The sequence below is a fragment of the Flavobacterium sp. FlaQc-30 genome (genome assembly GCF_044005885.1).
Lineage (GTDB): Bacteria > Bacteroidota > Bacteroidia > Flavobacteriales > Flavobacteriaceae > Flavobacterium.
Genome location: NZ_JBIPCO010000004.1, coordinates 430,262 through 443,786 on the forward strand (window position 1 = coordinate 430,262; position 13,525 = coordinate 443,786).

Genomic DNA, 13,525 nt, shown 5'->3' on the forward strand with positions numbered 1-13,525 from the left:
ACCCGAGGTAGTAGCTGAATGATTAACTCTTTATTTTTTTAAGAGTAGATTATAAATCTAAATTCAATTTTTTAATTGCAAATAAATCAATAGTAAAAACTATGATGAATAATAGAAACAATAATAAGGATAAAAATCCAGTAAAAAGATTTAACAAAATCTCTATTGGATTGGCTTCGCCAGAATCTATCTTGAAAGAATCAAGAGGAGAGGTGTTGAAACCAGAAACAATTAACTACAGAACTCACAAGCCAGAGCGTGACGGACTTTTCTGCGAAAGAATCTTCGGACCTGTTAAGGATTTTGAGTGTGCTTGTGGAAAATATAAAAGAATTCGTTACAAAGGTATCATCTGTGACCGTTGTGGTGTTGAAGTTACTGAGAAAAAAGTACGTCGTGACAGAGTAGGACACATCAACCTTGTTGTGCCAATTGCTCACATTTGGTACTTCCGTTCTCTTCCAAACAAAATTGGTTATATCCTTGGTCTTCCATCTAAGAAATTAGATATGATCATTTACTACGAAAGATACGTAGTAATCCAAGCTGGTATTGCTAAAAATGCAGATGGAGAATCTTTACAAAGATTAGATTTCTTAACTGAAGAAGAATACTTAAATATTTTAGATACTCTTCCACAAGAAAACCAATATTTAGATGATTTAGATCCTAATAAGTTTGTTGCCAAAATGGGAGCAGAGTGTATTATGGATTTATTAGCTCGTATTGACTTAGATGCTTTATCTTATGAATTAAGACACAGCGCTAACAATGAGACTTCTAAGCAAAGAAAAACTGAGGCTTTAAAAAGATTACAAGTTGTTGAATCTTTCCGTGAGTCTAACGAAAACCGCGAAAATCGTCCAGAATGGATGATCATGAAAGTGGTTCCAGTTATTCCACCAGAATTACGTCCACTTGTGCCACTTGATGGAGGTCGTTTTGCAACTTCAGATTTGAATGACTTATACCGTCGTGTAATCATTCGTAACAACCGTTTGAAAAGATTAATGGAGATTAAAGCTCCAGAAGTTATCTTAAGAAACGAGAAACGTATGTTACAAGAATCTGTAGATTCATTGTTCGATAACACTCGTAAAGCTTCTGCTGTTAAAACAGAATCAAACAGACCATTAAAATCATTATCTGACTCTTTAAAAGGTAAACAAGGACGTTTCCGTCAAAACCTTTTAGGAAAACGTGTGGATTATTCTGCTCGTTCGGTAATCGTCGTTGGTCCTGAGTTGAAATTATATGAGTGTGGATTGCCAAAAGATATGGCTTCTGAATTATACAAACCTTTCGTTATCCGTAAATTGATCGAAAGAGGTATTGTAAAAACAGTAAAATCTGCTAAGAAAATCATTGATAAGAAAGAGCCGGTAGTTTGGGATATCCTTGAAAACGTAATTAAAGGTCACCCAGTATTACTTAACCGTGCTCCTACTTTGCACAGACTTGGTATTCAGGCATTCCAACCAAAATTAATTGAAGGAAAAGCGATCCAGTTACACCCATTAGTATGTACGGCTTTCAACGCCGATTTCGATGGTGACCAGATGGCGGTTCACTTACCATTAGGACCAGAGGCTATTTTAGAGGCACAATTATTAATGTTGGCTTCTCACAATATCTTGAACCCTGCAAATGGTGCTCCAATTACTGTACCTTCTCAGGACATGGTTTTGGGTCTATATTATATGACCAAAGAGCGTATTTCTACAGAAGATCACATTATTTTAGGTCAGGATTTGACTTTCTATTCTGCTGAAGAAGTAAACATTGCATTAAACGAAGGAAGATTAGAATTGAATGCTCGTGTGAAAATTAGAGCAAAAGATTTTAATGACGCTGGAGAATTAGTGTACAAAATTATTCAAACAACTGCAGGACGTGTATTATTTAATGAAGTAGTACCTGAAGCAGCTGGATATATCAATGACGTATTGACTAAGAAAAACCTTAGAGATATTATCGGACACATTTTAAGTGTGACTGATGTACCTACAACGGCAGCTTTCTTGGACAATATGAAAGATATGGGGTATAAATTTGCATTTAGAGGAGGTTTGTCATTCTCTTTAGGTGATATTAGAATCCCAGAACAAAAAACGAAGTTAATTGCAGATGCTAGAGAGCAAGTTGAAGGTATCTCAACTAACTACAACATGGGTCTTATCACAAATAACGAGCGTTACAACCAAGTTATTGACGTATGGACTTCAGCAAATGCTCAGTTAACAGAATTAGCAATGAAAAATATTAGAGAAGACCAACAAGGTTTCAACTCTGTATATATGATGCTTGACTCTGGGGCGAGGGGTTCTAAGGAACAGATTCGTCAGTTAACTGGTATGCGTGGTTTGATGGCTAAGCCTAAAAAATCTACTGCTGGTGGTGGTGAGATTATTGAAAACCCGATTCTTTCTAACTTTAAGGAAGGTCTTTCGATCCTTGAGTACTTCATTTCTACTCACGGTGCTCGTAAAGGTCTTGCGGATACGGCTCTTAAAACAGCCGATGCTGGTTACTTGACAAGAAGACTTCATGACGTTTCTCAAGATGTTATTGTTAACATCGAAGATTGTGGAACTTTAAGAGGTGTTGAAGTTGCTGCATTGAAGAAAAATGAGGAAATCGTTGAATCATTAGGAGAGAGAATTTTAGGACGTGTTGCATTGCAAGATGTTATAAATCCACTTACTAATGAAGTAATGGTTCAATCTGGTCAACAAATTACTGAAGCAATTATGAGAACTATCGAAGCTTCTCCAATTGAAAAAGTAGAAGTTAGATCTCCATTAACTTGTGAAGCTTTAAAAGGTATTTGTGCTAAATGTTACGGTAGAAACTTAGCTACTGGAAAAATGACACAAAGAGGTGAAGCTGTCGGAGTTATTGCAGCTCAGTCTATTGGAGAGCCAGGTACACAGTTAACACTTCGTACGTTCCACGTTGGAGGGGTTGCTGGAGGTATCTCTGAAGAGTCTAGTATTGTTACAAGATTTGCAGGTAGACTTGAAATTGAAGATTTAAAAACAGTTAAAGGTGAGGACAGCGAAGGTAATGCGGTTGATATCGTAGTATCACGTTCAACTGAATTAAAATTAGTTGATGAGAAAACTGGAATCGTTTTAAATACACATAATATTCCTTACGGTTCTAGTATTTTTGTAAAAGACGGAGAAAGTGTTGGTAAAGGAGCTGTAATCTGTAAATGGGATCCATATAACGGTGTAATTGTTTCTGAGTTTACAGGTAAGATTGCTTACGAGGATTTAGAGCAAGGACAATCGTTCATGGTTGAGATCGATGAGCAGACTGGTTTCCAAGAAAAAGTAATTTCTGAGGCTAGAAACAAAAAATTAATCCCAACTTTATTAGTTTATGGTAAAGAAGGTGAATTGATTCGTTCTTACAACTTACCAGTAGGTGCACACCTTATGGTTGAAAATGGTGAGAAAATTAAAGCAGGTAAAGTATTAGTAAAAATCCCTCGTCGTTCTTCTAAAGCAGGCGATATCACGGGAGGTTTACCAAGAATTACTGAGTTGCTTGAAGCTCGTAACCCTTCAAACCCAGCAGTTGTATCTGAAATTGATGGTGTTGTTTCTTTTGGAAAAATTAAAAGAGGTAACCGTGAGATCGTTATCGAGTCTAAATTTGGTGAGATTAAAAAGTATTTAGTTAAACTTTCTAGCCAAATCTTAGTACAAGAAAATGACTTCGTAAGAGCGGGAGTTCCATTGTCTGATGGTGCAATTACACCAGACGACATCTTAAGAATTCAAGGTCCAGCTGCTGTTCAACAGTACTTGGTAAATGAAATTCAAGAGGTATACCGTTTACAAGGGGTAAAAATTAATGACAAGCACTTTGAGGTTGTAATTCGTCAAATGATGCGTAAAGTAAGAGTTCAGGATCCAGGTGATACTTTATTCTTAGAAGATCAGTTAATTCACACTAAAGATTTCATCGTTCAAAACGATAAATTATACGGTATGAAAGTAGTTGAAGATGCTGGAGATTCTTCAGTATTGAAACCAGGTCAGATAATTTCTCCTCGTGAATTACGTGATGAAAATTCATTATTGAAACGAAATGATAAAAATCTTGTTGTAGCAAGAGACGTAATTACTGCGACTGCAACGCCAGTTCTTCAAGGTATTACAAGAGCTTCGTTACAAACTAAATCATTCATTTCTGCGGCTTCATTCCAGGAGACAACGAAAGTACTTAACGAAGCTGCAGTAGCTGGTAAAGTAGATGATCTAGAAGGATTAAAAGAAAATGTAATTGTTGGACACAGAATTCCTGCGGGAACTGGTATGAGAGAATACGATAATACTATCGTAGGATCTAAAGACGATTACAACGAAATGATGGCTAATAAAGAAGAATATATTTATTAATTAGGAAACTATGAGTAATCCGAAACAACAACAAGAGCAAATTAATATTGAGTTAGACGAAACTATTGCAGAAGGAATTTATTCTAATCTGGCAATTATAAATCACTCATCATCAGAGTTTGTTTTAGATTTTGTGAGCATTATGCCCGGTATTCCTAAAGCCAAGGTAAAGTCAAGAATTGTCTTGACACCGCAACATGCTAAAAGATTATTGCGAGCAATAGGTGAAAATATCCATCGATTTGAAGCAGCCCATGGCGAAATCAAAGAGACAGAACAAGCGCCAATTCCGCTTAATTTTGGTCCTGCTGGACAAGCATAAATTTAAGAAGCCCCATATTTATGGGGCTTTTTTTTGATGTTTAGTTTTTAATAAGTTGCAGTTTGTCTGATTTAATTTACTTTCGTCGACTAAATTCCTTTTTGTTTTTAAATTATTCTAAATTAACTTTTCCTATGAAAGATTAATTTTTGAAATATAAGACTTAGTAAGGTTGATTTAATTCAAAGTTAAAAAAAGCGCTAATTTTATTAGTGCTTTTTTTTATGCTTAATAATCAGGGGATTTTTTTTTATTTTTTCCCAACCTTTATATAAAATATGTACTCTATATAAGTAAGAGCCGATATAAAGGATTTAACGTAAATAGAGTATAGTATGAAGAAGAAATTCACCTTAGAAATAGCAAGTCCATGTTCAGAAAATTTTGATAAAATGATTCCTAATGCAAACGGCTCATTTTGTGATTCTTGTATGAAAAATGTAATCGATTTGAGTAAGAAAACGAACTCTGAAGTCGCTAAATTTATTGCAGAGAATAAAGACCAGAGCATTTGTGCCCGACTAAAAACAGCACAGCTTAACGAGCAGTTTGAATATAGTGAAACATCAAAGATTAATAATTTTAAATATGCGGCAGTCGCAGCATCTCTTATGATTGCTTCAAATTTAACTGCGCAGCAAAAAGAGCCAGTTAAAACAGAGATAAATTGCCCAGAGCCAAGTGTTTATAAGTTGGGTAAAATTGCTTATAATCATGTTAAAAATGACGAAATTTCGTTTTTAATAAAAGGTAAATTGTTAGAAAGTAAAACAAATAGACCTTTTGATAGGGAGGCATATCCAAATTTGATGCTTTCTGTTAATGGTTCAGAAAGTACAGTGAAAATAAATGCAAAAACAGGAGAGTTTTCTATAACTGCAAAGGTTTTGAAAAGCAGTAATAGCTTGAGGGTTACAATTACCAGTAATGATTACTATCTTTCAAAAAAAATATCTTTTTCTATAAAATCAGTTAAGAATAATGTGCTGCTACAAAATATTAGTATCAATTCGGAAGAGCTTACGAAAATTTATATTGCTGGTGGATTGGGAATTAATTATACTAGATAATGATCTATTTGTAAATAAAAAAGCGGGCTGTCTAATATTAGTTAGGCAGCCCGTTTTTATTATATTTTATTCTAAAAGAATTTAATCAAACTCAGATGTAAAATATAGTTTTACACTTGGATATTTACTTTGTGTCATTTGAATTGTAAAATCAGAATCAGCTAAGAATACCAATTGACCATATTTATCATGAGCAAGGAATTTTTGCTTAATACGTTTAAACTCTTTAAATTCTTCGTTCTTCGCATCATCAGGTTTTACCCAGCACGCTTTGTGTACAGGAAAGTTCTCATAAGTACACTTTGCACCATATTCATGTTCTAAACGGTATTGAATAACCTCATATTGAAGAGCTCCAACCGTTCCGATAACTTTACGATTATTCATCTCCAAAGTAAATAACTGCGCCACACCTTCATCCATTAATTGATCAACTCCTTTTTCTAATTGCTTAGCTTTCATTGGATCAGCATTATTAATATATCTAAAGTGCTCCGGAGAGAAACTAGGGATACCTTTAAAGCTCATTACTTCGCCCTCGGTTAAAGTATCTCCAATTTTAAAGTTTCCTGTATCATGTAAACCAACTATATCTCCTGGATAAGAAATATCAACGATTTCTTTTTTCTCAGCGAAAAAGGCATTTGGGCTTGAGAATTTTAAATTTTTCTTCTGGCGAACGTGGTAATAAGGCTTATTTCTTTCAAAAGTTCCAGAAACAATTTTAATAAACGCTAAACGGTCACGGTGTTTTGGATCCATATTAGCATGGATTTTAAAAACAAAGCCAGTCATTTTTTCTTCTGCAGGATCAACCAATCGAGTTTCAGAATCTTTTGGTCTAGGAGATGGAGCAATTGTAACGAAACAATCTAACAATTCGCGAACACCAAAATTATTTAAAGCAGAACCAAAGAATACCGGCTGGATTTTTCCGTCTAAATAATCCTGACGCTCAAATTTTGGATAAACTTCATCAATTAATTCTAATTCTTCACGAAGCTTTTCAGCAGCCTTTTGACCAACGATTTTATCTAACTCTGGGTTGTTTTGAACGTCAGAGAAAGCGATAGTTTCTTCGATATTTTTACGACTGTCTCCGCTAAAAAGATTGATGTTTTCTTCCCATAAATTGTAAATTCCTTGGAAATCGTAACCCATTCCGATTGGGAAACTTAAAGGAGTAACTTGTAATCCTAATTTTTGCTCTACTTCATCCATCAAATCAAAAGCGTCTTTACCTTCACGATCTAATTTGTTGATGAAAACAATCATAGGAATGTTACGCATTCTACAAACCGAAACTAGCTTTTCAGTTTGTTCCTCAACCCCTTTTGCAACGTCAATCACAACAATTACACTGTCAACGGCGGTTAAAGTTCTAAAAGTATCTTCAGCAAAATCCTTGTGTCCCGGAGTATCAAGAATATTGATTTTTTTGTCTTTATAATTAAAAGCAAGTACAGAAGTCGAAACCGAAATACCTCTTTGGCGTTCGATTTCCATGAAATCACTAGTTGCTCCTTTTTTTATTTTATTGTTTTTTACGGCTCCAGCTTCCTGAATAGCACCTCCAAACAACAATAATTTTTCTGTTAAAGTTGTTTTACCAGCATCGGGATGCGAGATAATTCCAAATGTTCTTCTGCGTTGTATTTCTTTTAAAAAACTCATATTTTATATAAATAGGTTGCAAAAGTACTATTAATTACGCCGATTTAAAAATAAATAAGACTCTGTTTTTGGAGTTGATGTTTTGGATTTTAGGCAGATATCGCATCAAAAATCCTTCAACTAATTCTTTTTAGTATATTAGTTTCTATAATGCATATAATTTTTTGTTAATAGTATGGCTGATAGTTGTATTATGTAATTGAATTGTTATTTTTGTTCGTTTTAAGTAAAAGAAATAGAAATTAACTATTTTGGATTTTTAGAAACTGCTTTTTGCAGAAACTGGAATAGTTGGCTAGATTACAGACAATACAGATCTTTACATTCAAATTAAATTTAAAATAATGTTATTAAAAAAATTACAGCTAAAAACAATTGGTTATAGACTAGTCTTAACAATGTGTTTTTTACTTTTTTTCAACTCCGTGATTTCAGCTCAGGAAATTATTAAGGATCCTGTAGCCGAGAAGCCTGCAGAACTTCATACGGGGCAAAAACAGAAAATTGATGGTATTATTGCAACTGTTGGAGATTATATTGTTTTAGATTCTGATATTGATAAAGGCTACTTAGAAATTGCAAGTCAAGGAGGTAATGTAAAAGATATTACAAGATGCCAAATGCTTGGAAAATTGTTAGAAGATAAATTATATGCACATCAAGCAATTCAGGACAGTATCGTTGTAAGCGATGCAGAGGTTAGAGGAATGATGGATGAGCGATTGAATTATATGGTACAACAAGTTGGAGATATCAATAAAGTTGTAGAATATTATAAAAAGAGTTCAGTTGAAGAGTTTAAAACGTATTTTGCAGACATCTTGAAAGAACAAAAATTAGCCTCAGAAATGAGAGATAAAATTGTTAAAGATGTTCAGATAACACCTGAGGAAGTTCGTAATTTCTTTAAAAAAATACCAAAAGATGAATTGCCGACTTTTGGAGCAGAGATGGAAGTAGCACAGATTGTTGTTGATCCAGCAGTTTCTAAAGAAGATAAACAAAAAGTAATAGATCGATTAAATGACATTCGAAAAGACGTTTTAGAAGGATCTAGTTTTGCAACAAAGGCAGTTTTGTACTCGCAAGATCCTGCATCTTCACCAAATGGTGGTTATTACAAAATGACACGTAAAACACCTTTCGTAAAAGAATTTAAAGATGTTGCATTTAGTTTACAGGAAGGTGAAATTTCAGCACCATTCGAAACTATTTTTGGATTCCATATCATTATGGTTGATAAAATTAAAGGACAAGAAGTTGAATTGCGTCATATATTAATTGCTCCTACAGTTTCTGAAAATGCTTTAAAAGAAGCAAAAGAAAGAGCGGCAAATATTAGAGCTAAAATTGTAAGCAAAACAATCACTTTTGCGGATGCAGCAAGAACTGAATCTGATGAAAAAGAAACAAAAGCAAACGGAGGAACTTTAGTAAATCCGAATACACAGGACACTCGTTTTGAATTGACTAAAATGGATCCAACTTTATACAGTCAGGTTTCAAACTTAAAAGATGATGAAGTTTCTCAGCCAATTTTAAATACGGATGAAAAAGGAAAGAAAACGTATAAATTAATTACTGTTACTAATAGAATTGACGAGCATACAGCAGATTATGCTAAAGATTATACTAAAATTAAAGAATTAGCATTAAAAGAAAAACAAATCAATGCAATCGCAAAATGGTTTGATGCTAAAATTAAAGATACTTATATCAAAATTATTGGAGAATACAGAGATTGTACTTTTGCTAACAATTGGTTGAAAAAATAATTTTTATTAAATAAAGAAAAAGAGTTAGTTTTATGAATTCATAAAGCTGACTCTTTTTAATTTTAAATACACTTATAAATGTCTGATGTAACAGCAATTCATAATTTAGTTCAGAAACGCAATGAACTAAAAAGCGAAATAGCAAAGGTAATTGTAGGGCAGGATGCCGTAATTGACGAAATTTTACTTTGTATATTTTCTGGCGGACATGCACTTTTAATTGGTGTTCCGGGACTGGCAAAAACATTAATGATAAATACTTTGGCACAAGCTTTAGGTTTAGATTTTAAAAGAATTCAGTTTACGCCAGATTTAATGCCTTCAGATATTTTAGGAAGTGAAATTTTAGATGAAAACAGGCATTTTAAATTTATTAAAGGGCCAATATTTTCTAATATAATTTTGGCTGATGAGATTAATAGAACACCTCCAAAAACACAAGCTGCATTGCTTGAAGCAATGCAGGAACGTTCAGTTACAATTGCAGGACATAATTATAAATTAGATTTGCCTTATTTTGTACTAGCAACGCAAAATCCAATTGAGCAGGAAGGAACTTATCCATTGCCTGAAGCACAGTTAGACCGTTTTATGTTTGCTATTAAATTAGAGTACCCAACTTTTGAAGAAGAAGTAAAAGTGGTAAAGCAAACAACATCTGATAATAAAGTTGAAGTTAAACCTTTGTTTACGTCACAGGAAATTATCGATTTCCAGCATTTGATTCGTAGAATTCCTGTTGCAGACAATGTTGTTGAATATGCAGTTACTTTAGTGAGTAAAACACGTCCTGATAATTCATTATCTAATGATTTTGTAAAGAATTATTTAGATTGGGGAGCAGGACCAAGAGCATCTCAGAATTTGATTTTGGCGGCAAAAGCTCATGCGGCTTTTAATGGTAAATTTTCGCCAGATATTGAAGATGTAAAAGCGGTAGTAACTGGAATTTTGAGACATAGAATTATTAAAAATTATAAAGCCGACGCTGAAGGAATAACTGAAGAAGTTATTATTAAAAAGCTGATGTAAATTATACGATTTAGATTGTAAAAAAGCCTGATAAATACTATCAGGCTTTTTTGTTTTAATTTGGAAAAGTATTGATTTTTTGATTGCGAACGAAAGATGAAATTGACTCTAAAAAGAGTAACTATAACGTTATAATAGCTTATTTAGAACTGTTCTTTTCTAAAATAGAGGTAAAATCTCACTTACTTTATTACGTCTAATTTCGACTTTGCTAAAGAAAGGTTTTTAAAATATCAATAATTCATTTTTTTAATATAAAACTGATATTTTGATAAAAACAAGTAGCGAAAATCGTTTTTTAATAATAATAATTTTTGAAAACGCGACTTCTATTATATTATTTTTAATTCTCGGCTTTAATATTTAAATTTGCGTACAAAAAAACAAAAATACTTCTAACATATTATGAATACTTACAAAGATTACATTAAAGAAATCGAAGAAAGAAAAGGCCAAGGACTTCATCCAAAGCCAATTGATGGTGCAGAATTAGTAAGCGAAATTATTTCGCAGATTAAAGATTTAGATAACGAATACAGAGAAGATTCTCTTAAGTTTTTTATCTATAATACTTTGCCAGGTACTACAAGTGCGGCTGGTGAAAAAGCTAAGTTTTTAAAAGAAATTATATTAGGAGAGTCAGTAGTAAAAGAAATCACTCCAACTTTTGCTTTTGAATTATTATCACACATGAAAGGCGGGCCTTCTATTGAAGTGTTGTTAGATCTAGCTTTAGGTAATAATGCTGCAATTGCAGAAGCGGCAGCAAAAGTGCTGAAAACACAAGTTTTTCTTTATGAAGCAGATACTGATCGTTTAATAGAAGCATTCAAAAATAATAATGCAATAGCAAAAGAAATTCTTGAAAGCTATGCAAAAGCAGAATTCTTTACAAAACTTCCAGAAGTAGCAGATGAAGTTAAAGTAGTTACTTTTATTGCTGGTGAAGGTGATATTTCAACAGATTTATTGTCTCCAGGTAATCAAGCTCACTCACGTTCAGATCGTGAACTTCACGGTCAATGTATGATTACTCCGCAAGCACAGAAAGAAATTAGAGAATTGCAAGCACAACACCCTGATAAAAGTGTAATGTTAATCGCAGAGAAAGGAACAATGGGAGTTGGTTCTTCAAGAATGTCAGGTGTAAATAACGTGGCTCTTTGGACAGGAAAACAAGCAAGTCCATATATTCCATTCGTAAACATCGCTCCAATTGTTGGTGGTACAAACGGAATTTCTCCAATTTTCTTAACGACAGTTGATGTTACTGGTGGTATTGGTTTAGATCTTAAAAACTGGGTAAAAAAGGTTGATGCAGAAGGTAATGTTGTTCGTAATGAAAATGACGAGCCAGTTTTAGAGCAAACATATTCTGTTGCTACAGGAACGGTGCTTACAATCAATATTAAAGAGAAAAAATTATACAACGGAGATCAAGAATTAATTGACATTTCTAAGGCATTTACGCCTCAAAAAATGGAATTTATTAAAGCTGGTGGTTCATATGCAATCGTATTTGGTAAAAAACTTCAAACACTTGCTGCAAAAGTTTTAAATGTTGAGGCACCTCTTGTATTTGCTCCATCAAAAGAAATTTCTCATGCAGGACAAGGTCTTACTGCAGTAGAGAAAATCTTCAACAAAAACGCAGTAGGTATTACTCCAGGTAAAGTATTGCACGCTGGTTCAGATGTTCGTGTAGAAGTTAATATCGTAGGTTCGCAAGATACTACAGGTCTTATGACTGCTCAGGAATTAGAATCTATGGCTGCAACAGTGATTTCGCCAATCGTTGATGGTGCATACCAATCAGGTTGTCACACTGCTTCAGTTTGGGATAAAAAAGCACAGGCAAACATTCCAAAATTGATGAAATTCATGAACGATTTCGGATTAATCACAGCTCGTGACCCGAAAGGTGTTTATCATGCAATGACGGATGTTATTCATAAAGTTCTTAATGATATTACTATTGACGAGTGGGCTATTATTATTGGTGGTGACTCTCATACTAGAATGTCAAAAGGGGTAGCTTTTGGTGCTGATTCAGGAACAGTTGCTCTTGCACTAGCTACTGGAGAAGCTTCAATGCCAATTCCAGAATCTGTAAAAGTGACTTTCAAAGGAGATATGAAAGGGTACATGGATTTCCGTGATGTGGTTCACGCTACACAAGCTCAAATGCTTCACCAATTTGGAGGAGAAAATGTATTCCAAGGAAGAATCATTGAGGTTCATATTGGAACACTTACTGCTGACCAAGCATTTACATTTACAGACTGGACTGCAGAGATGAAAGCAAAAGCTTCTATCTGTATTTCAGAAGACGATACTTTAATCGAATCATTGGAAATTGCAAAAGGCAGAATCCAAATCATGATTGATAAAGGTATGGATAACGAAAAACGTGTTCTTCAAGGATTGATCAATAAAGCAGATAAGAGAATTGCAGAAATTAAATCTGCAGAGAAGCCAGCTTTAACTCCAGATGCTAATGCTAAATATTATGCAGAAGTTGTGGTTGATCTTGATCAAATCTCAGAGCCGATGATTGCTGATCCAGACGTAAATAATGCTGATGTTTCAAAAAGATATACTCACGATACTATTAGACCTCTATCTTTCTATGGTGGAGAGAAAAAAGTAGATCTTGGATTTATCGGATCTTGTATGGTTCATAAAGGAGATATGAAAATCCTTGCTCAAATGTTGAAAAATGTAGAAGCACAAACAGGAAAAGTTGAATTTAATGCGCCTCTTGTTGTAGCGCCGCCAACTTACAACATTGTAGATGAGCTTAAAGCAGAAGGTGACTGGGAAGTTTTACAAAGATATTCTGGTTTCGAATTTGATGATAATGCGCCTAAAGGTGCTGCTCGTACTGAATACGAAAATATGTTATACTTAGAGCGTCCAGGATGTAACCTATGTATGGGTAACCAAGAGAAAGCAGCAAAAGGAGATACAGTAATGGCAACTTCAACTCGTCTTTTCCAAGGAAGAGTTGTAGAAGATACTGAAGGTAAAAAAGGAGAATCTTTACTTTCTTCTACACCAGTTGTAGTTTTATCAACAATTTTGGGTAGAACTCCAACATTAGCTGAATATACAACAGCAGTTGAAGGAATCAACTTGACTAAGTTTGCGCCTTCTAATAAATCGTTAGTAATGTAATCTTACGATTATTAATATATAAAGAGCCCGAATGATAAACTCGGGCTTTTTCTTTTATTGCTC

General features: G+C 33.9%; 7 protein-coding genes. 6 read left to right on the forward strand and 1 reads right to left on the reverse strand.

What is annotated here, in order from left to right:
• Positions 1-101 precede the first annotated feature (101 nt).
• The 3 genes from rpoC (at position 102) to ACHRV0_RS12075 (ending at position 5,804) form a co-directional block, all read left to right on the forward strand.
• Complete coding sequence (gene rpoC / locus ACHRV0_RS12065; RefSeq protein ID WP_370432389.1) at positions 102-4,412, forward strand: DNA-directed RNA polymerase subunit beta'; 4,311 nt, start codon at positions 102-104, stop codon at positions 4,410-4,412.
• A 10-nt stretch (positions 4,413-4,422) separates the two neighbouring features.
• A complete protein-coding gene (locus ACHRV0_RS12070; protein ID WP_012024017.1) occupies positions 4,423-4,734 on the forward strand; it encodes a DUF3467 domain-containing protein in 312 nt (103 codons plus the stop codon).
• 431 nt (positions 4,735-5,165) lie between these two features.
• On the forward strand, positions 5,166-5,804 hold the full coding sequence (locus ACHRV0_RS12075; protein WP_395440999.1) for a hypothetical protein: 639 nt from the start codon (positions 5,166-5,168) through the stop codon (positions 5,802-5,804).
• Positions 5,805-5,885: 81 nt separating this feature from the next.
• On the opposite strand, the gene ACHRV0_RS12080 is transcribed toward ACHRV0_RS12075, so the two are convergent.
• A complete protein-coding gene (locus ACHRV0_RS12080; protein ID WP_395441000.1) occupies positions 5,886-7,478 on the reverse strand; it encodes a peptide chain release factor 3 in 1,593 nt (530 codons plus the stop codon).
• Positions 7,479-7,822: 344 nt separating this feature from the next.
• Here ACHRV0_RS12080 and ACHRV0_RS12085 point away from each other — a divergent pair, with 344 nt between their 5' ends.
• The 3 genes from ACHRV0_RS12085 to ACHRV0_RS12095 all read left to right on the forward strand — a co-directional run bounded on the left by ACHRV0_RS12085 (position 7,823) and on the right by ACHRV0_RS12095 (position 13,462).
• The gene (locus ACHRV0_RS12085; protein ID WP_395441001.1) at positions 7,823-9,253 is read left to right on the forward strand and encodes a peptidylprolyl isomerase; all 1,431 of its coding nucleotides are present in this window, start codon (positions 7,823-7,825) and stop codon (positions 9,251-9,253) included.
• Between the two features lie 78 nt (positions 9,254-9,331).
• The gene (locus tag ACHRV0_RS12090; protein WP_395441002.1) at positions 9,332-10,285 is read left to right on the forward strand and encodes an AAA family ATPase; all 954 of its coding nucleotides are present in this window, start codon (positions 9,332-9,334) and stop codon (positions 10,283-10,285) included.
• A gap of 405 nt (positions 10,286-10,690) precedes the next feature.
• On the forward strand, positions 10,691-13,462 hold the full coding sequence (locus ACHRV0_RS12095; protein WP_395441003.1) for a bifunctional aconitate hydratase 2/2-methylisocitrate dehydratase: 2,772 nt from the start codon (positions 10,691-10,693) through the stop codon (positions 13,460-13,462).
• Positions 13,463-13,525: the final 63 nt, after the last annotated feature.